The following is a 19,937-nucleotide window of genomic DNA, read 5'->3' as shown; positions in this document are numbered from 1 at the left end:
CCGGGAAAGCAGCAGTCGTAGGGAGTTGAAATCATGGCCCCAAGCGCCATGAGCCGTGACAAGAACTGGGCGAAGTCGCTGTCGGACGCCCAGCCGGTCTCGTACTGGCTGGACGACCCGGGCAGGCCCCGGCCCGAGCCCGCCCTCACCACCGCCGAGACCTGCGACCTGCTCGTCGTCGGCGGCGGCTACAGCGGACTGTGGACCGCGCTCCTCGCCAAGGAGCGCGACCCCGGGCGCGAGGTCGTCCTGGTCGAGGGCCGCGAGGCGGGCTGGGCCGCCTCGGGCCGCAACGGCGGTTTCTGCGCCGCCTCCCTCACCCACGGCCTGGCCAACGGCCTGACCCGCTGGCCCGACGAGATCCACAAGCTGGAGGAGCTGGGCGCCCGCAACCTCGACGGCATCGAGGCCACCGTCGCCCGCTACTCCCTCGACTGCGACTTCGAGCGAACCGGCGAGATCGACGTCGCCACCGAGCCGTACCAGGCGGCCGAACTCCGCGACTGGTACGAGGAGTTGGAGCGCCGCGGCCTGGCGGACGGCGTCGACCACCTGGACGCCGAAGCCGTACGGGAACAAGTCGACTCACCGACTTTCCTCGCGGGCCTGCACGACCGCCGCGGTGTCGCCATGCTGCACCCCGCCAAGCTCGCCTGGGGCCTCAAGCGCGCCTGCGTCGAGCTGGGCGTCCGGGTGTACGAGAACACGCCCGCGCTCACCCTCAAGCCGTACGGCGCCGGTATGGCCGTACGCACTCCGTACGGCAGCGTCCGCGCCCGCCGGGTCGCCCTCGGCACCAACATCTTCCCCAACCTGGTCAAGCGGGTGCGCTCGTACACCGTCCCGGTCTACGACTACGCGCTGATGACCGAGCCGCTGACCGCCGACCAGCTCGCCTCGATCGGCTGGAAGAACCGGCAGGGCCTCGGGGACTCGGCGAACCAGTTCCACTACTTCCGGCTGTCCGCCGACAACCGGATCCTGTGGGGCGGCTACGACGCGGTGTATCCGTACGGGGGCCGGGTGCGCGCCGAGTACGACGACCGGCCTCAGACGTACGCGAAGCTCGCCGGGCACTTCTTCACCTGCTTCCCGCAGTTGGAGGGCGTCCGCTTCAGTCACGCGTGGGGCGGCGCGATCGACACCTGCTCCCGCTTCTCGGCCTTCTTCGGCACGGCCCACCAGGGCCGCGTGTCCTACGCGGCGGGCTATACCGGCCTCGGCGTCGGCGCCACCCGCTTCGGCGCGGACGTGATGCTCGACCTGCTGTCGGGGGAGCGCACGGAACGTACGTCGCTGGAGATGGTCCGCAAGAAGCCGCTGCCCTTCCCGCCGGAACCCTTCGCGTGGACGGGCATCGCGCTCACCAAGTGGTCCCTGGCGCGGGCGGACTCGCACGGCGGCCGACGCAATCTGTGGCTGAAGACGATGGACCGGCTGGGGCTCGGCTTCGACAGCTGAGACCGTGTGACCCGCTTCACTCCCAACAAGTTGTCAGAACCCGCGTAATGCCGGGCCCGGACCTCCCTCTCCCCTGTGACGCGACCAGCGTCGACACGAGAAAGAGGGAGGTTCCGCCATGACAGGGGCCAAGACGGCGGTCGAGTGGCTGGCATCCGTCGCTCCGGATCCAGAGGCCTGCCGCTGGGAATGGGAGCGCAACCCGCTGGGGGTCGCGCTGCTGCCGGCGGGCAGGGCCTGGGACGTACTCATCCTGCGCGGCGAACTCGGCTATCCGACGCTCGACGTGCTGACCCGGGTGCTCGACCAACCGGGCCCGGTGCTCGTCGACTTCGGCGACGCCCGGATGGGGTTTTTCGTGCCCCCGGGCACGGCGGCCCGGTGGCTCGGCACGGGGGTGCGCACGGCGGGGCACGGTACGTGGATCGTGGTGCCGTATCCGGGGAGGTCGACCGGCGGGGTCCGCTGGCTCGTCCCACCGGACGGCTCCGGCACGCTCACCGACCCGACCCTGCTGGAACTGGCGATGCACGAGGCGGCGGCGGGCCTGGCGACCGATGACCGCGACTAGCCGCCGAAGACCGCGGCCGAGCGCCGTTGACCACGGCTTGCCGTCGATGTCCGCGACCGGCCGCCGGAGGTCTTGACAACCTGGATTGGTCTGGACCAAATTGGGCGCGCTCCACCCTCCAATTCCCCCACGCCAGGAGGTACTTGTGGATCGCGTCAGATCTGTCCTAGCCCTCTGTGCGGCCACCGTCCTGGCCGTACCAGGCATCACCGCACTCTCGTCGGCCGCCCGTGCGGCCGACGCGGACCTCGCCAGGAACGGCGGGTTCGAGGCGGGACTCGACAGCTGGACCTGCACGGCGGGCAGCGCGGTCAACTCGCCCGTGCGGAGCGGCGGTTCGGCACTGAAGGCGACCCCGGCCGGCAGTGACAACGCGCGCTGCGCGCAGACCGTGACCGTCAAGCCCGACTCCCAGTACACCCTCGCCGGATACGTCCGGGGCGACTACGCCTACCTCGGCGCGAGCGGCACCGGTACCACCGACGTCTCCACCTGGACGCAGTCCGCGCCGGACTGGCAGCGGCTCACCACGACCTTCCGCACCGGCCCGTCCACCTCCAAGGTCACGATCTACACCCACGGCTGGTACGGCACCGGCGCGTACCACGCCGACGACATCTCCCTGGTCGGCCCGGGCGTCGACGCCGGACAGCCGCCGGCCGCTCCCGCCACCCCCACGGTCGGCACGGTCACCTCCACCAGCGTCGCCCTGTCCTGGCCGTCCGTCCCCGGCGCGACGGGCTACGCGATCCACCGGAACGGCACGCGGATCCAGTCGGCGAACGGCACGTCGGCCACGGTCACCGGGCTGTCCCCGTCCACCGCGTACTCCTTCCAGATCACCGCCGTGAACGAGGCTGGCGAGTCCGCGAAGTCCCCGGCGGTCACGGCGACCACGACATCCGGTCCGGGCGGCGGCGACCCCGCGGACCTCCCCGCCCACGCCCTGGTCGGCTACCTCCACGCGAGCTTCGCCAACGGCTCCGGCTACACACGCATGGCCGACGTCCCGGGCAGCTGGGACGTCATCAACCTGGCCTTCGGCGAACCCACCTCGACCACCTCCGGCGACATCCGCTTCAGCCTCTGCCCGGCCACCGAGTGCCCGAACGTCGAGAGCGACGCCGAGTTCAAGGCGGCGATCAAGGCGAAGCAGGCGGCGGGCAAGAAGGTCCTGATATCCATCGGCGGCCAGAACGGCCAGGTGCAACTGACGACCACGGCGGCCCGCGACACGTTCGTCACCTCGGTCTCGAAGATCATCGACACCTACGGTCTGGACGGCCTGGACATCGACTTCGAGGGCCACTCGCTCTCCCTGAACGCCGACGACACCGACTTCAAGAACCCGAAGACACCGGGGATCGTCAACCTCATCTCGGCCCTGAAGACCCTCAAGGCCAAGTACGGCGACGACTTCGTCCTGACGATGGCGCCGGAGACGTTCTTCGTCCAGCTCGGCTACCAGTACTACGGAACCGGCAAGTGGGGCGGCCAGGACCCGCGCGCCGGCGCCTACCTCCCGGTCATCCACGCCCTGCGCGACGACCTCACGCTTCTCCACGTCCAGGACTACAACTCGGGCCCGATCATGGGCCTCGACAACCAGTACCACTCCATGGGCGGCGCCGACTTCCACATCGCCATGACCGACATGCTCCTCACGGGCTTCCCGGTCGCGGGCGACGCCAACAACGTCTTCCCGCCTCTGCGCCCCGACCAGGTCGCGATCGGCATGCCGGCGACGCCGAATGCGGGCAACGGCCACGTACCGTCGTCCGAGACCAACAAGGCCCTCGACTGCCTGACCAAGAAGACCAACTGCGGCTCGTACGCGACCCACGGCACCTGGCCCGCCCTGCGCGGCCTGATGACGTGGTCGATCAACTGGGACCGGTTCGGAGGGTGGGAGTTCTCGAAGAACTTCGACAACTACTTCGGCTGACGAGCCGTGTCGCTGCTGCTGGCGCTCGTGACCGTCGCGAGCCCCAGCAGCAGCATGGCGCTGAGACACCAGCTCCCCGCCACGTCCAGCGGCCAGTGGTAGCCCCGGCGGACCAGGCCGAATCCCACCGCCGTCACCAGCACCAGGCAGCCGATGACCAGTTCGCGACGGCGATAGCGGCTGTGGAGCCAGGGGAGCAGCAGGAGAACGGCCGCCCCGTAGGCGACGGCGGCCGTGGCCGTGTGGCCCGAGGGGTAGTAGCCGTCCCCGGCCATGCCGGGCGGCCCGGTGCGTCCGACGATTTCCTTCAGAGGCACGACCAATGCCGGTACGGCGGCCATGGCGACCAGCGCCGCGAGCGCCGGAACCCACCAGCGGGCCAGGCCCGCGCGCCGAGCCCGCCAGGACACGTAGGCGACGACCACGAGCAGCACCGGAACGGCCACCGCGAGATTCCCGAGATCCGCAAGAAACTCGGCGGCACCACTGGGCAGCCGACTCCCCCTGACCTCCCCGGCCAGCCGCTCGTCCGCCCGGCGCACGGGGGTGTCGACGGCTGCCTGCCAGGTCAGGAAGGCGAAGAGGAGGCCGAGCGGCCAGAGAACCCAGACCGGCGGCACCGAAACTGGGTGTCCTCCAGCCCGACCCCGACTGTCAGGCGCATGTGGCGATGAACGCCGCTCCGGAACGCTGGTCATGCCCCACACCTTGCCAGCCATGATCGCCCGGGATGACGATGGCGCCCTTTTAGGGGCGCGGGGAACTGCGCGACAAGCCCCCACCAACCCGCAGCCAACCCACAACACCAGCCCCGCAGACGCCCACCCGTAAAAACGCCGAAAGGCTTGCACCAGGGGGGGTAGGTGCAAGCCCTTCGGTGGAACCGATCAGATCGGGTTGCCGCTCGCCCCGGGGGGTTTGGGGCGGGCGACTGTCCGATCGGTGAGGAGACCCGAAGCCAGAGACTCCGGTTGTGTGCGCGAGGCACGCCCAGGGCGAAGCTGGGGAGGCCCCGTCCCGGTACCGTCCACAGTCCCCTGTGGCCGGGGTGTATCTCTCATCTGGGTAGAACCTACGTCAGGGGTGAGGCGTGCGACAGGTGGATTCGCGTCCCGTCATGCACCTCGCACACGTTCTTCACACGCCCCGCTCCTCACCACCGCGACACCGGAACCGATGAGACGGACTCCGCTCAGATGCGGGCAAAAGCCTGCTCGATGATGTCGAGCCCCTCGTTCAGCAGGTCCTCGCCGATGACCAGCGGCGGCAGGAAGCGCAGCACGTTCCCGTAGGTGCCACAGGTCAGGACCAGCAGGCCTTCCTGGTGGCACGCCTTGGCGAGCGCGGCGGTCGCCTCCGCGTTCGGCTCCTTGGTCGTACGGTCCTTGACCAGCTCGATGGCGATCATCGCGCCGCGGCCCCGGACGTCGCCGATGATGTCGAACTTCTCGGCCATCGCGCCCAGCCGGGCCTTCATGAGGGCCTCGATGTTCTTCGCCTTCGCGTTGAGGTCGAGCTCCTTCATCGTCTCGATCGAGCCGAGCGCGCCCGCGCAGGCCACCGGGTTGCCGCCGTAGGTGCCGCCCAGGCCGCCCGCGTGCGCGGCGTCCATGATCTCGGCGCGGCCTGTCACGGCGGCGAGCGGCAGACCGCCCGCGATGCCCTTGGCGGTGGTGATCAGGTCCGGGACGACACCCTCGTCCTCGCACGCGAACCACTGGCCCGTACGGCAGAAGCCGGACTGGATCTCGTCCGCGACGAAGACGATGCCGTTGTCCGTGGCGAACTTGCTGAGGGCCGGCAGGAAGCCCTTGGCGGGCTCGATGAAGCCGCCCTCGCCGAGCAGCGGCTCGATGATGATCGCGGCCACGTTCTCCGCGCCGACCTGCTTGCTGATCTGGTCGATCGCCTGCGCGGCGGCCTCGGGGCCCGCGTTCTCGGCACCGGTCGGCCAGCGGTAGCCGTACGCCACCGGCACGCGGTAGACCTCGGGCGCGAACGGGCCGAAGCCGTGCTTGTACGGCATGTTCTTCGAGGTCAGCGCCATCGTGAGGTTGGTGCGCCCGTGGTAGCCGTGGTCGAAGACGACGACGGCCTGCCGCTTGGTGTACGCCCGCGCGATCTTGACGGCGTTCTCGACGGCCTCGGCGCCGGAGTTGAAGAGCGCGCTCTTCTTGGCGTGGTCGCCCGGGGTCAGCTCGGCCAGCGCCTCGGCGACGGCCACGTAACCCTCGTACGGCGTGACCATGAAACAGGTGTGGGTGAAGTCCTGGAGCTGGGCGGAGGCCCGGCGTACGACGGCCTCGGCGGACGCGCCGACGGACGTCACGGCGATGCCGGAACCGAAGTCGATCAGACGGTTCCCGTCGACGTCCTCGATGATCCCGCCGCTCGCGCGCGCGGTGAAGACGGGCAGCACGGACCCCACTCCGGCCGCGACCGCGGCGATACGGCGGGCCTGCAGCTCCTGCGACTTCGGACCGGGAATGGCGGTGACGACGCGGCGCTCCTGCGGAAGTGTGCTCATGAGGGGCTCCCTGGGGGGTCTTGCGAACGGCTTGGGGAAGGTCTTTGGGAAGGGCTTCGATGGCGCCCGGCTTCCTTTTTCGCAGGCTAGAGCCGGGAATGGGGGGTGGGCATGCTCCATCTGGGCGGTGTCGGGAGATTCGGTTGTCCGCCATGGACATAGCGTGGGCGCGGAGCGGCGAGGGGCCGGGGTGTCCGTATCGCCGCGTACCCGGCCCGGTAAGCGGTGAACTCCCCTTGTGAGGGCGTTAGATTGACTCGCAAACCACGTATGGAGCGGCTGGTCAGGGGTGGCAGAGGCGATGGACAGCGACGGCACGCAGGACGCACGGGGCACGCACGCCGATCGTGTGCCGCGGCCGGCGGGACCGCCCCAGGTGCCGCCACGGCCCGCGCAGGCGCCCGGGATGCCGCCGGCTCCGGACGGGTCCGCCTTCCTCACCTGGCTGCGGACGCCCCGGCCCGAGGCCGCGCCGGGAGTGTGGCGCTTCGGGCATCTGCCGCGGCCGGACGAGGAGCCGGAGCAGATTCCGGCCCGGCAGCTGATCGGCGGGGCGCTCATCGCGTTCCTCGTGGGATGGCTGATCTGGTCGCTGCTGTGGAACGGCTACCTCGGCGGATGGTGGCTGCTGCCGCTCTACGCGATGATCCCCGATTCCTGGGCCGAGCCCCACAGCTTCGGCTCCGTCGTGGTCGTCTACGCCTACTACGTGGCCATCGCCCTGGGAATCATGATCGGAGTCGGGCGCCTCGGCCGCTGGAGCGAGGTGTGGCAGCGCTACGGGCTGCCCGCGTGGCGCCGCGCCGCGCCCGTGAGCGAGCGCCCGCCCGCGCCCGAGGAGGACCCCGCCCAGTGGAACCAGCTCCGCGCCGCCGGAGCCGCCGACGCCGCCGAACGGCTGGGCGCCGAGGCCAGGGCCGGACGCATGCGTGATGTCGACCAGGCCAGGATCGCCCGGGCCTGGCAGGGCGTGCGGAGCGGCCGGCACAGTCTCGCCACCTTCAGCGGGGCCGTCCTGCAGGACGGAGCCGCCGCCTGTCTGCACCCCTCCGGCGAGCGGGACCTGCCGGGACGGCTCGCCGAGCACGACCTCGTCACCGGGCAGGTACGGCTCGGCACGACCGCCGACGACCCGCGGAACCCGTACTCCTACCGCGGGACCGGCCTCGCACTCGGACCCGACCTGCTGGGCACCTCGCTGCTCGCCGTCGGGCCTGCCGGGTCCGGCAAGACCGGCGGGGTCGTCTGGCCGCTCGCCGAGTCGCTGTGCCTGCACGCGCTCGCGGGGCGGGCCGCCGTGGTCGTCGTCGGGGCCGCGGGGGCGGGGCTCGGGCCGGTGGACGCGTACGACGTCGTGGTGCGGGTGGGCAACCCCGAGTCCGTGTACGACCTCGATCTGTACGGCGGGACCACCGACCCCGACGAGGCGGCGGCCGTGCTCGCCGAGGCGCTCGTCGGGGACCTCGCCGATCCGCATCCGGGCGCCGACAGCAGGCGGTCCACCACCGTGCTGGCCCAGCTGCTCGGTCCGTACCGGGGCGTGCACGGCCGTTTCCCTTCCGTGCCCGAGCTGAGGCAGCTGCTCGACGGCGCGCCCGGACCGCTGGGCGCACTGCGCAAGGCGCTCACGGAGGGCGGGCAGGAGTCCCTGCTGCGCGAACTCGACGCGCGGGAGCGGCAGTTGGGGCATCCGGGGGATGCGGGAAGTGTGCTCGCCGACCGGGTGGCGCTGCTCGACCGCCCCGCGTTCGCCGGGTTCTTCGACACGTCCGGGCAGTCCCGCCCCTTCTCCCTGCGTGCCCTCGACCACCCCGTGCGGGTGCGGATCGACCTGCCCGAGCGCGGGCACGCCGATGCCTCCCGGATGCTGGCGCGGCTCGTGCTCGCCCAGTTCGCGGCGAGCGTCGCCGTACGGGAGGACCGGTCGCTGTTCGCCTGTCTCGTGCTCGACGACGCCACGGGAGTCATCACGCCCGAGTCCGTACGGGGCATTCAGCGGCTGCGGTCCGCCAACGCCGGTGTCGTGATGACGCTGCGCACGCTCGACGACGTACCCCGGCCGCTGCGGTCGCCGCTGCTCGGCGCGATCGGGTGCCGGATGGCGCTGTCCGGGCTCACACCGTGGGACGGGCAGGACTTCGCCGAGGTGTGGGGCAAGGAGTGGACCGAGGCGCGGGACGTCACCGACCGGCAGATCATCGCGGAGACGCCGGCCGGCAAGGCCGTACACATGCTGCGGCGGGTGATCACCGGCAATGCGCCCACCGCCCGGGCCGTGACCGTGCGGCAGGTCGAGCGTGAGCGGTGGTCCGCGTCCGAGCTGGCGCACGGGGTGCCGCCGGGGCACGCGGTGCTCTCGCTCACCAGCGTGCGTGGAGAGCACGCGCCCCCGCTGCTGGTGGATCTGCGGAGCTGAAGCGGGTGCGGGAGGCGGGTGCTCCACGCGCACGCTGGTGAGGGACATTTGACGGGTGCGCCGAGCAGGACGTCCGGACATATGGTCACGGGCCGACCGTACGGTGAGGCAGAATCGACATAGGTCGTTCATACGCTGCGGCCAAAGGATCGCAAAGATCACATCGTCCGCGACCGTCGAAGAACCTGTGAAGACCCGAAGACCTGAAGGCCCCATGCCCCCCACGCTCGCCTCGCTCGTCCATCACTCGGCGCTCAAGCTCACCGTGCGCGCGGGCGGGGAACGTCTGGACACCCCCGTCCGCTGGGTGCACGCCAGCGAGCTCACCGACCCTGTGCCGTACATGGAGGGCGGGGAACTGCTCCTCATCACCGCGCTCAAGCTGGACGCGGAGGACGCCGACGCCATGCGGCGGTATGTGAAGCGGCTGGTGGGGGCCGGGGTGGCCGGGCTCGGCTTCGCCGTCGGGGTGCACTACGAGGAGACGCCCAAGGCGCTCGTCGACGCGGCGGAGGGTGAGGGGCTGCCGCTGCTGGAGGTTCCGCGGCGCACGCCGTTCCTCGCCATCAGCAAGGCCGTGTCCGCCGCCATCGCCGCCGATCAGTACCGGGCGGTGACGGCAGGCTTCGCGGCGCAGCGGGAACTGACCAAGCAGGCGTTGAGCGACGGGCCCGAGGGGCTGCTGACCGCGCTCGCCTCGCAGGTGGACGGCTGGGCCGCCCTGTACGACGCGTCCGGCGCCGTCGTCGCCACCGCGCCCGAGTGGGCGGGACGGCGGGCCGCCCGGATCACCGCCGACGTGGAGAAACTGCGCGAGCGGGCCGCGCCCGCGAGTTCCGTCGTCGGCGGTGGCGCGGGTGACGGTGACGGTGAGGGCGGGGGTGGGAGCGGGGAGGACCGGGTCGAACTGCACTCGCTCGGGACGGGCCGGAGGGCACGGGCCGCGCTGGCCGTGGGGACGGCGGCCGCCCTTGGCACGGCCGAGCGGTACGCCGTGCACTCGGCCATCGCCCTGCTGACGCTGACCACGGAACGGTCCCGGTCGTTGTACGCCGCCGAGCAGCGGATCGGGGCGGCCGTGCTGCGGATGCTGCTGGCCGGGCAGCCGGATCATGCGCGGGGGGTCGCCGGGGACCTGTACGGGGGACTGCTGGACGCGCCCTACCGGATGATCCTGGCCGAGGCCGCGTCGGCTTCGGCGGGGCGGGCCCGCGCCCGGGCAGGGGACGCGGACACGGACACGGACGGTGGCGGCGCCACGGTCAGCGCCGAGGCCGCCGCCGCCCTCGCCGATGCCGGCGGCGATCTCGTGGCCGGGCTCGGTGAGGTCGTGGAGTCCGCCGCCGCCCGCTCCGGCGAGGCCGTGCTCGTGGTGCCCGACGGGGAGCGGCTCGTCGTGCTCGCCGCGGACCGGGGTGCTGTCGTTGCCGCCTGCGCCCAATACGCCGAGGCCGTCGGGGGCGCTCAGGGCGGTGGTGAGCAGGCCGGCGACGAGGACGAGCTGGTGGTCGGGATCTCGGCTCCCGCCGGGCCCATCGCCGCGGGGGCCGCCTACAAGCAGGCCGAGCAGGCCCTGTCCGTCGCCCGGCGGCGGGGGCGGGTGCTCGTCGAGCACGAGGATCTGGCCGCGGGGTCCGTGGTGCCGTTGCTCGCGGATGACGCGGTGCGGGCGTTCGCGGACGGGCTGTTGCGGCCCCTGTTCGAGCACGACGCCACCGGGCGGGGGAATCTTGTCGCCTCTCTGCGGGCGTGGTTGTCGCGGCATGGGCAGTGGGATGCGGCCGCGGCGGATCTTGGGGTGCATCGGCATACGTTGCGGTACCGCATGCGGCGGGTCGAGGAGATCCTCGGACGGTCCCTGGACGACCCGGATGTACGGATGGAACTGTGGCTGGCCCTGAAGACGACGGCGTCGGCGGAGTAGGAGGGGCTTTTTCCGCCCCCGCCGCCCCTACCCATTCCCGTCACTACTCGGGGCCAGCCCCCGAACCCCCGCTCCTCAAACGCCGGAGGGGCTAAAGATTGCGCAGTTCCCCGCGCCCTTAGGTCTTTGGTCTTTAGGGGCGCGGGGAACTGCGCGACCAGCCACGACGAACCCGCACCCGAAATCGCACCCCACGGGGTCTGGGGCGGAGCCCCAGGGGATGGGAATGGGTAGGGGCGGCGGGGGCGAGAAAAGGTCGGCGACTAGGCCAAAGCGGCGCACCCCGGTAGGGGAGTGCTACGACTCGGACAGACGCTGCCGAGGCGCCGCGGGCCTACCGTGGACGACGAAGACCAAGAACACCCCCCATCGCGGAAGGGCCCGGACTCGCACATGACCGACACCCACGCCTTCTGGCTCGCCGGCCGCCAGGCCACAGGCGAGTCCACCTTCGACGTCACCTCCCCGTGGGACGGCCACCCCGTCGGCAAGGTCTCCGTACCGACCGACGCCCAGGTCGAGGAGGCCGTGGCCGCCGCACACGCCGTACGGGACGAGTTCGCCGCCACCCCCGCCCACGTACGCGCCGCCGCCCTCGACCACGTCAGCCGCCGCCTGGTGGAGCGGACCGAGGAGATCGCCCGGCTCATCTCCGCCGAGAACGGCAAGCCGGTCAAGTGGGCCCGCGGCGAGGTAGGCCGGGCCGTGTCGGTGTTCCGGTTCGCGGCCGAGGAGGCCCGCCGGTTCAACGGCGGCGAGGCCCAGCGGCTCGACACCGACGCCGGCGGCCAGGGGCGCCTCGCCCTCACCCGCCGCTTCCCGAAGGGCGTCGTCCTCGGCATCGCACCCTTCAACTTCCCGCTGAACCTCTGCGCCCACAAGATCGCCCCCGCGATCGCGGCCGGCGCCCCGATCATCCTCAAGCCCGCTCCCGCGACGCCCCTCTCCGGGCTGCTCATCGGCGAGCTGCTGGCCGAGACCGACCTGCCGGCCGGGTCCTGGTCCGTGCTGCCCGTGGCCAACGACAAGATGCCCGCCCTCGTGCAGGACGAGCGGCTGCCGGTCATCTCGTTCACGGGGTCGGACAAGGTCGGCTACGCGATCATGGACTCCGTACCGCGCAAGCACCTCACCCTCGAACTGGGCGGCAACGGCGCGGCCGTCGTCCTCGCCGACTGGGCGAGCGACGAGGACCTGGACCGGGCGGCCTCGCGGATCGCCACCTTCTCCAACTACCAGGGCGGCCAGTCCTGCATCTCCGTACAGCGGGTGATCGCGGACGCCTCCGTGTACGACAGGCTGCTGCCCCGCGTGGTCGCCGCCGTCGAGGCGCAGGTCACCGGCGATCCGGCCGACGACGCCACCGATGTCGGGCCGCTGGTGAGCGAGGACGCCGCCAAGCGGGTCGAGACGTGGGTCGACGAGGCCGTGAAGGCCGGCGCCACGCTGCTCGCGGGCGGCAAGCGCGACGGTGCCTCGTACGCGCCGACCGTGCTGGCCGATGTGCCGGCCGATGTGACCCTCTCCTGCGAGGAGGTCTTCGGGCCCGTTCTCACCGTGCAGAAGGTGGAGGGGGAGGCGGCCGCCTTCGCCGCAGTCAACGAGTCCAAGTACGGGCTGCAGGCAGGGGTGTTCACCCACGACCTGCAGACCGCCTTCCGTGCTCACCGCGCGCTCGAAGTGGGCGGGGTGGTGGTCGGAGACGTGCCTTCCTACCGCGCCGACCAGATGCCCTACGGCGGCGTGAAGCAGTCCGGCGTCGGGCGTGAAGGCGTGAAGTTCGCGATGGACGACTACACGTACGAGCGCGTGCTCGTGCTCACGGGACTCGCTCTCTGAGACCGGGCGCGAGGCGTCATGCCACGGCCGGAGTCCGCTGTGCGGGGACTCCGGCCGTTGTCGTACCTCGTCCGGACCCTCAGCCGGAGAAGCCGACGTGTGCGAGCCGCACCGGGCCGCGCAGCCCGATGTGCAGGTCGTGGACCTCGGTGGCGTCGAACGGGGCGACGACGGTGGTGTAGTCGTACGGTCCCGACGTGACCGGGACATCGAGCCGGGCGATCACCGGGCCGCCGTCCAGGGCCAGTTCGAGTGAGCCCTCGCCCGACACCTCGACGGTGACCCTCCTGGTCGCCGGGCCGAAGTCGCAGCCCCGGTAGACCAGTTCGGCTGTGTTCCCCTGGCTCTCCTGGCTGCCGTGGTTCCCGTGCGCCGGTGTCACCGCATCGCCCGACAGCTTCGTACGGTCGACGATCTCCGCGCCCCGCTGCTCGTCGAAGTCGGCCGCGTTCAGGCCGAGTTCGAGGACCGGGCGCGGGGTGGCGGGCGGGCCGTCCAGTTCGACCGTCGCGCGCAGCCGGACGTCCTCGCTGGACGCGCCCACGAGGAGTTCGTACGGGCCGGGCTCAAGGCGTCGGGTGCCGTGGGCCACGTCCCAGAACTCGAAGGCGGACAGCGGGAGTTCGAAGGTCAGCTCGGTTGAGGTGCCGGGCAGTACGTGGACCCTGCGGTGGGCCAGCAGTTCGCGGCGGGGGCGGGAGACCGAGGGCGTCACGGCACGGGAGTAGAGCTGGGCCACCTCGTCGGCCGGTGTGTCGCCCGTGTTGGTGACCGTGAAGGTGACGCGCACGGAGCTCTCGCCCACGTGAGCGACGAGGTTCCCGTACTCGAAGGACGCGTACGACAGGCCGTGGCCGAAGGGGAAGAGCGGGGTGCCCTCGAAGTACAGGTACGTCTGGCGGCTGCCGATCACGTCGTAGTCGAGCAGGTCGGGGAGGTCCGCGTCCGAGGCGTACCAGGTCTGGGGGAGCCGGCCCGCCGGGGAGACGTCGCCCGCCAGGACGCGGGCCAGGGCCGTGCCGGCCGCCTGGCCGCCGTGGGCCGTCCAGAGGACGGCGGGGAGGCCGGTCGGATCGGTCGCGTACGGGTAGGAGGACGTGATCACCAGGGCCGTGCGGGGGTTCGCGGCGCGGGCCGCCTCCAGGAGTCGCTGCTGGTGGGCGGGGAGGGCGAGGGTCGTGCGGTCCTCCGTCTCGCGGCCGTTGATGTGCGGGTCGTTGCCCGCGACCACGAGGACCACGTCGGCCGAGGCGGCCGTGCGGGCCACCGTGTCCTCGCCGCGTTCCGTGATCTCCAGTTCGAGGATTTCCGGGTTCTCGGCGGCAACCTTCACGCCGTCGGCGGTGACAGAGACGTAGCGACCCGTACCGACATGCTTCAGGAGGTGACCGCCCTCATGGGATCCGTGGGATTCAGGGGATGCCAGGGATTCATGCGATCCGTGAGGCTCCAGGCGGAAGGTCTCCTGGACGACCCAGCCGCCGGGCTGGTCGGCGGAGGCGCGTACGAAGCCGTCGTCGGCGACCGAGAGATAGCGGCCGTCGGGGGCGCGCAGGGTGAGGACGCCCCCGCCCCAGTCGATCAGCGCGAGTTCGGTGCCCGTGGTGTCGGTGGTGAGCGGGGGCAGGTCCGTGCGGCCCGCGAGGAGGGCCGGGTCCAGCGCACCCTCGGCGCCGCGGACCTCGTCGGTCGCGTCGTCGGCCGGCGGCACGCTCAGATACGTACCGGCGGAGGTCTTCAGGCGTACGCGGTCCACGCCTTCGGCGAAGTCCACGCGGTCGGCGCCGAAGCGTTCGTAGAGGCCTTCGAGCGGGGTGGAGCGGTGGATGAGGGTGCCGCTGTACCAGTCGAGCTTGCACTCGTCGGCGAGGAGGCCCACCACGGCGATGCGGGTGTCCTGTCCGGTGAGAGGGAGCAGGCCGTCGTTCTTGAGGAGGACGATCGCCTGTTCCGCGGCTTCCCGCGCGAGGGCGCGATGTGCGGGGGTGTCGAAGTCCTTGGCGTCGGCGTACGGGTCCAGGCGCGGGTCGAACTCGCCGAGGCGGAAGCGGATCGCGAGCTGGCGGCGGACCGCCGCGTCGATGTCGGACTCGGTCAACAGGCCCTGGTCCAGGGCTCCCTGGAGGCGTTCGACGATCTGCGAGCTGTCCGTGCCGTGGTCCGTGAAACTGTCGACGCCGGCGATCAGGGAGGCGGCCGTGGCCTCCTCGTGGGTGTCGAAGTAGTGCTCGTGGTCGACCAGGTTCGAGGGCGCGCCCGCGTCCGAGCAGACCAGGAGGTCCCGGTCCGTCCAGGTGCGCAGCTGCTCGCGCAGATACGGCGACACATGGTTGGGGCGGCCGTTGACCAGGTTGTACGCGGGCATCACGCCGGCCACCGTGCCCGCCTCGACCGTCTCGCGGAAGGCGCGCAGGTCGTACTCGTGCAGCACGCGCGGGCGGACGGAGCTCGACGCGGTCGCCCGGTCCGTCTCGTTGTTGTGCGCGAGCCAGTGCTTGAGGATCGGGGCCGTCCGCCAGTACGCGGGGTGGTCGCCGCGCAGGCCCCGGGTGTAGGCGGTGGCGATCGCCGAGGTCAGCTTCGGGTCCTCCGAGTAGCCCTCCTCGTTGCGGCCCCACAGGGGGTGGCGCAGCAGGTTGACCGTGGGCGCCCAGACGTTGAGGCCCACGCGGTCGTCGCGCGAGCGCATCGCGCGGGCCTCGGTGGAGACCGCCTCGCCGACCCGGCGTACGAGCTCGTCGTTCCAGGTCGCGCCGAGGCCGACCGCCTGGGGGAACACCGTCGCCGGGCCCATCCAGGCGACCCCGTGCAGTGCCTCCTGGCCGGTGCGGAACGCGGCGACACCGAGCCGCTCCACCGCGGGTCCGAACTGGTGCAGCATCGTGACCCGTTCCTCCAGGGTGAGCCGCGACAGAAGATCGTCGATGCGCTTCGCAAACGGCAGCTGAGAGTCGCGGAAAGGCGGCGTTTGAGCGGTCACGCGAGGATCCCTCTGTGGAAGGTGCGGGAGAACGGCGAAGGACTTTCGAAGCGCTTCGATGCTCATTCGACTCCGGGGTGGGTGTCAAGACACCCAGACGCAACAACTCCGAATCCTCACCGCCATCCCAAGGGCCGGAAGCGACCGGTTCAGACCTTTATACCTCCGAGGAATGTTGGAATCGGCTCTTGTGCACCCCCAGGTGTTCACTTAACCTCGCAGCAACATCGAAGCGCTTCGACTCTCGTCGATAGTCGAAGATGTCGCCCCCGGAGGGTGCGCATACCTCCGAGGTCCGCTTCAGCTCAGCCAGTTCCACTCAGACACCGCAGCCGACGGCCCCACCGCCGGGTGTCCTGCTGTGCGCCATGAAGGGTTGACGCAATGACGCCGAACACCTCCGCCTCCGCCCCCAGCCGGAGAAGCTTCCTCGCCTCCACGGCGGTCGTCACCGCCGCGGTGGCCGGCGGGATGCCGCTGCTGGCCGCCTGCGGCGGTTCGCAGGAAGGCCGCAAGGAGGGCACCACGTCCGGGAAGGACGCGAAGAAGCTCCTCCCGGCCTTCGTGGCGCGAAACGTCGTCAGCCCCGACATCCCGGCGAAGAACGGCTCGGCCGCGGGCTTCACCAAGGCGATAGCCACCGCCGACCTGAAGACCTCGGTCGAGAAGAAGCTCGGCAGCGGCGGCGGGCTCAAGGTCATGGCGCCCTTCTGGGGCACTCCTCCGTCGGGGAGCAACCCGTACTACCAGGCCATGAACAAGGCCATCGGCGTCGACGTCACCTGGCAGAACCAGGACGGTGTCACCTACGACGCGAAGCTCGGCGCGGTCCTCGCCTCCAGCGACATCCCCGACGTGGTGGTCGTGCCCGGCTGGAACCTGATGGGCAAGATCCCCGGCGCCATCAACGCCAAGTTCGCCGACCTCGGCCCGTATCTGTCCGGCGACGCGGTCAAGGACTACCCGAACCTCGCGGCCGTCCCGACCGACGCGTGGCAACGCTCCATCTTCGGCGGCCAGTTGCGCGCGATCCCGATGCCCGCGTCGTACGTCACCGACATCGCGCCCCTCTACCGCAGGGACCTCTTCGAGGCGAAGGGGTACAGCGTCCCGAAGAGCCCCGACGAGTTCCTGTCCTGGGCCAAGGAGGCCACCGACGCCAAGTCCAAGGTCTGGGCCTGCGACGACATGAAGTGGACGTCGTTCAACATCTTCGGCGTCCTGTCCGGCAGCGACAAGGCGCTGTGGTGGAACCTCGAAGGCGGCAAGCTGATCAACCGCGTCGAGACCGACGCGTACCTCGAAGCCCTGGAATGGACACGGAAGCTGTACGCGGCCGACGTGGTCCACCCCGACGCGCGGTCGGGCAAGGCCGGCGGCGACGCGGGCAACCGGTTCAGCGCGGGCGAGGTGCTCGTCTACAACCAGAACATCTCCTCCTGGTGGGGCAAGATGTCCGAACAGCTCACCCAGAACCCGGACTTCGACATGGCCGCGTTCGACATCTTCGGCCCCGACGGCGGCGACCCGAGCCTGTGGGCGGTCCAGCCCGCCAACATCTTCACCTTCATCAGCAAGAAGGCGTCCAAGACACAGATCAAGGACTTCCTCGCCATCGCCAACTTCTGTGCCGCGCCGTACGGCACCACGGAGTTCATGCTCACCAACTTCGGCGTCGAGGGAACCGACTTCGAGGTCAAGAAGGGCCTGCCCACCAAGACCGAGAAGGGCGTCAACGAGGTCAACGGCGCCTTCGACTACACCGGTGACGCGGCGCCCTTCGTCGCGCACCCCGACCTCCCCGAGGTCACCAAGGGCATGGTCGAGTGGCAGCAGCGGATGGGCGCCTTCACCAAGAAGTCCTCCTTCTACGGGCTCACCGTCACCGAGCCGAACCGCTGGTCCAACCTCGCCGACGACTTCGAGCAGTTGGAGGACGACGTCGTACGGGGCCGCAAGAAGGTCAGCGACGTCCAGCAGGCCGTCTCCGACTGGAAGCAGCAGGGCGGCGACAAGCTGCGCGACTGGTACAAGAAGCTGCTCGACGACAACGGCTCCTCGGCGAACTGACGCCGGACCGAGGCAAGGAGAAGGCCGTGTCGCACAGCACGGTGCCCCGGGGCAGGGCCCAGGCGAAGACGCAGGCGAAGGACGGGGCGCCTCCGTCGGCGGAGGCGCCCGGGGCGGTGAAACCGGGAAAGAGCAGGGGCAGGAGCAAGGCCAAGGGCGACGGGCTTTCCGGGAAGGTGAGTCTGCGGATCCGGCTGCGGCGCGACCGCACGCTCATCCTGATGACGGTGCCGGCGATCCTGCTCATCCTCGTCTTCAACTACATACCGGTGTTCGGCAACGTCGTCGCCTTCCAGGACTACGACCCCTACCTGAGCGACAACGGCTTCGTCGCCATGCTGCAGAGCCCCTGGGTGGGCTTCGAGCAGTTCGACCGGGTCTTCGCCGACTCCGAGTTCTGGCATGCCGTGCAGAACACCTTCGTCCTGTTCTTCCTCCAGCTCGTGCTCTTCTTCCCGATACCGATCCTGCTCGCGCTGCTCATCAACAGCGTGCTCAGGCCCCGGGTGCGCGCGATGGCCCAGGCGATCATGTATCTGCCGCACTTCTTCTCCTGGGTGCTCGTCGTCACCGTCTTCCAGCAGATCTTCGGCGGCGCCGGCGTCATCGCGCAGACGCTCGCCGACCACGGAAGCACCGGGTTCGACCTGATGACGGACCCGGAGAGCTTCAAGTACCTCGTCACGCTCCAGAGCGTCTGGAAGGACGCGGGCTGGGGCATCATCGTCTTCCTCGCCGCGCTGTCGTCCGTGTCGAACGACCTGTACGAGGCCGCCGCGATGGACGGCGCCAACCGCTGGCGCCGCATGTGGCACATCACGCTGCCCGCACTGCGCCCGGTGATCGCGCTGCTGCTGGTGCTGCGCGTCGGTGACGCCCTCACCGTCGGGTTCGAGCAACTGCTGCTCCAGAGACAGGCGGTGGGCCCCGAAGCCTCCGAGGTCCTCGACACCTATGTGTGGTGGAACGGCATCCGCAACCAGGACTTCAGCTACGCGGCCGCCGCCGGTCTGATCAAGGGCATCGTCGGTCTGACCCTCGTCCTCGTGGCCAACAAGGTCGCTCATCTCATGGGCGAGCAGGGGGTGTACAAGAAGTGACCGCTCTCATCGACAAGCCGACCGAGGCCGCCGTGAAGCGCGATCGGCGACCGGGCCGTTGGGCGGCTCCGCCCCGGCCGCCCTGGGAGGAGAAGCCCAGCCAGGTCGGCCTCGCCTCCAAGGGCCTGGTCCTCACCATCGCGGGCCTCGCGATCCTCTTCCCTCTCTGGATCGTCATCGTCACCAGCCTCCAGTCGAAGAAGACCATCGACGAGGCGGGCGGCCTGGTCGTGATCCCCAAGGGCATCACGTTCATCGCCTACCAGGAGCTGCTCAGCGGCGGCCAGGTGCAGCGCGCGGCACTCGTCAGCCTCGGTGTCACCCTCGTCGGCACGGTGTTCAGCATGGCGGTGTCGGTGCTGTGCGCGTACGGGCTCTCGCGGAGCGGGTCGCTCGGGCACCGGTGGATCCTGATGACGCTGCTGGCCACGATGTTCTTCGGTGCGGGGCTGATTCCGACCTATCTGCTGGTGCAGGCGCTCGGTCTCACCGACACCTATCTGGCGCTGATCCTGCCCAGCGCGGTGAGCGTCTTCAACATTCTTGTGCTGCGGTCTTTCTTCATGGGCATCTCGCCCGAACTCATCGACAGCGCGCGGATCGACGGTGCCGGTGACTGGCGGATTCTGTGGAAAATCGTCATGCCGTTGTCGCGGGCGGTGATCGCGGTGATTTCGCTGTTCTATGCGGTGGGGTACTGGAGTGCGTGGTTCAACGCGTCCATCTATCTCACTGACCAGGACATGATGCCGTTGCAGAACGTCATGATCCAGCTGGTCCAGAAGCAGGAACGGCCGGTGGGGCTTGCGACCCAGGTCAACACCGGGCAGTTGTCGTCCCTCGCGATTCAGATGGCTGTGATGGTGATGGCGTTGCTGCCGGTCGCGGTGCTTTCGCCGTTTGTACAGCGGCATTTCAAGAAGGGCATGCTGACCGGTGCGGTCAAGGGGTGACTTGCGTCCCCCTTCTGGCTTGGCTTGGGATTGTTGGGCTGTTTTTCGGCCGCGGGTTGGATGTGGCTGGTCGCGCAGTTCCCCGCGCCCCTTGAGGGGCGCTCGTCGTCCGCTGCTCCTTTTGAAGTTTCCCCCTTTCTTGGAACGAGGT

12 protein-coding genes are annotated in these 19,937 nt (G+C 70.3%); 9 read left to right on the top strand and 3 right to left on the bottom strand.

Features of this window, described 5'->3' with window-relative positions:
• The first annotated feature begins 33 nt into the window (after positions 1-33).
• The 3 genes from ACFWXQ_RS37295 (at position 34) to ACFWXQ_RS37285 (ending at position 3,977) form a co-directional block, all read left to right on the top strand.
• Positions 34-1,461, top strand: a complete 1,428-nt coding sequence (locus tag ACFWXQ_RS37295; protein ID WP_383951922.1) for an NAD(P)/FAD-dependent oxidoreductase — start codon at positions 34-36, stop codon at positions 1,459-1,461.
• Between the two features lie 118 nt (positions 1,462-1,579).
• Complete coding sequence (locus tag ACFWXQ_RS37290) at positions 1,580-2,032, top strand: hypothetical protein (protein ID WP_383951920.1); 453 nt, start codon at positions 1,580-1,582, stop codon at positions 2,030-2,032.
• Positions 2,033-2,177: 145 nt separating this feature from the next.
• Entirely contained in the window at positions 2,178-3,977 is a 1,800-nt protein-coding gene (locus ACFWXQ_RS37285; RefSeq protein WP_383951918.1) for a chitinase, read from the top strand.
• Here the strand turns inward: ACFWXQ_RS37285 and ACFWXQ_RS37280 are convergent.
• Positions 3,965-4,597 (bottom strand): phosphatase PAP2 family protein, encoded by a 633-nt coding sequence (locus ACFWXQ_RS37280; protein WP_383951916.1) that lies wholly within the window; start codon positions 4,595-4,597, stop codon positions 3,965-3,967. The two genes, ACFWXQ_RS37285 and ACFWXQ_RS37280, sit on opposite strands and share 13 nt — an antisense overlap.
• 572 nt (positions 4,598-5,169) lie before the next feature.
• On the bottom strand, positions 5,170-6,504 hold the full coding sequence (gabT, locus tag ACFWXQ_RS37275) for a 4-aminobutyrate--2-oxoglutarate transaminase (protein ID WP_383951914.1): 1,335 nt from the start codon (positions 6,502-6,504) through the stop codon (positions 5,170-5,172).
• A gap of 301 nt (positions 6,505-6,805) precedes the next feature.
• Between gabT and ACFWXQ_RS37270 the strand changes: the two genes are divergently transcribed.
• The 3 genes from ACFWXQ_RS37270 to ACFWXQ_RS37260 all read left to right on the top strand — a co-directional run bounded on the left by ACFWXQ_RS37270 (position 6,806) and on the right by ACFWXQ_RS37260 (position 12,683).
• Positions 6,806-8,920: an ATP-binding protein gene (locus ACFWXQ_RS37270; protein ID WP_383951935.1), complete on the top strand. Its 2,115-nt coding sequence runs from the start codon at positions 6,806-6,808 to the stop codon at positions 8,918-8,920.
• Positions 8,921-9,134: 214 nt separating this feature from the next.
• Positions 9,135-10,844, top strand: coding sequence for a PucR family transcriptional regulator (locus ACFWXQ_RS37265; protein ID WP_383951912.1), 1,710 nt, complete (start codon positions 9,135-9,137; stop codon positions 10,842-10,844).
• A 393-nt stretch (positions 10,845-11,237) separates the two neighbouring features.
• Positions 11,238-12,683, top strand: a complete 1,446-nt coding sequence (locus ACFWXQ_RS37260) for an aldehyde dehydrogenase family protein (RefSeq protein WP_383945264.1) — start codon at positions 11,238-11,240, stop codon at positions 12,681-12,683.
• Between the two features lie 79 nt (positions 12,684-12,762).
• On the opposite strand, the gene ACFWXQ_RS37255 is transcribed toward ACFWXQ_RS37260, so the two are convergent.
• On the bottom strand, positions 12,763-15,663 hold the full coding sequence (locus ACFWXQ_RS37255; protein ID WP_383945261.1) for a glycoside hydrolase family 3 C-terminal domain-containing protein: 2,901 nt from the start codon (positions 15,661-15,663) through the stop codon (positions 12,763-12,765).
• 384 nt (positions 15,664-16,047) lie between these two features.
• Here ACFWXQ_RS37255 and ACFWXQ_RS37250 point away from each other — a divergent pair, with 384 nt between their 5' ends.
• The 3 genes from ACFWXQ_RS37250 to ACFWXQ_RS37240 are packed head-to-tail and all read left to right on the top strand — an operon-like array spanning position 16,048 to position 19,786.
• The gene (locus ACFWXQ_RS37250; RefSeq protein WP_383945258.1) at positions 16,048-17,733 is read left to right on the top strand and encodes an extracellular solute-binding protein; all 1,686 of its coding nucleotides are present in this window, start codon (positions 16,048-16,050) and stop codon (positions 17,731-17,733) included.
• Between the two features lie 26 nt (positions 17,734-17,759).
• Complete coding sequence (locus tag ACFWXQ_RS37245; RefSeq protein WP_383945255.1) at positions 17,760-18,833, top strand: ABC transporter permease; 1,074 nt, start codon at positions 17,760-17,762, stop codon at positions 18,831-18,833.
• Positions 18,830-19,786 (top strand): carbohydrate ABC transporter permease, encoded by a 957-nt coding sequence (locus tag ACFWXQ_RS37240; protein WP_383945252.1) that lies wholly within the window; start codon positions 18,830-18,832, stop codon positions 19,784-19,786. Before ACFWXQ_RS37245 ends, ACFWXQ_RS37240 begins: the two co-directional genes overlap by 4 nt.
• Positions 19,787-19,937: the final 151 nt, after the last annotated feature.

It is taken from the genome of Streptomyces sp. NPDC058697 (assembly GCF_042715345.1).
GTDB classification, from domain to species: domain Bacteria; phylum Actinomycetota; class Actinomycetes; order Streptomycetales; family Streptomycetaceae; genus Streptomyces; species Streptomyces liliifuscus.
The sequence above is the reverse complement of the archived record's forward strand: the minus strand, read 5'-3'. Positions and strand labels throughout refer to the sequence as shown.

Excerpts from the sequence above, each read along its gene's own strand:
- ACFWXQ_RS37250 (WP_383945258.1), top strand. The coding sequence starts at position 16,048 with ATGACGCCGAACACCTCCGCCTCCGCCCCCAGCCGGAGAAGCTTCCTC.
- gabT (WP_383951914.1), bottom strand. The coding sequence starts at position 6,504 with ATGAGCACACTTCCGCAGGAGCGCCGCGTCGTCACCGCCATTCCCGGT.
- ACFWXQ_RS37260 (WP_383945264.1), top strand. The coding sequence starts at position 11,238 with ATGACCGACACCCACGCCTTCTGGCTCGCCGGCCGCCAGGCCACAGGC.
- ACFWXQ_RS37265 (WP_383951912.1), top strand. The coding sequence starts at position 9,135 with ATGCCCCCCACGCTCGCCTCGCTCGTCCATCACTCGGCGCTCAAGCTC.
- ACFWXQ_RS37290 (WP_383951920.1), top strand. The coding sequence starts at position 1,580 with ATGACAGGGGCCAAGACGGCGGTCGAGTGGCTGGCATCCGTCGCTCCG.
- ACFWXQ_RS37270 (WP_383951935.1), top strand. The coding sequence starts at position 6,806 with ATGGACAGCGACGGCACGCAGGACGCACGGGGCACGCACGCCGATCGT.
- ACFWXQ_RS37295 (WP_383951922.1), top strand. The coding sequence starts at position 34 with ATGGCCCCAAGCGCCATGAGCCGTGACAAGAACTGGGCGAAGTCGCTG.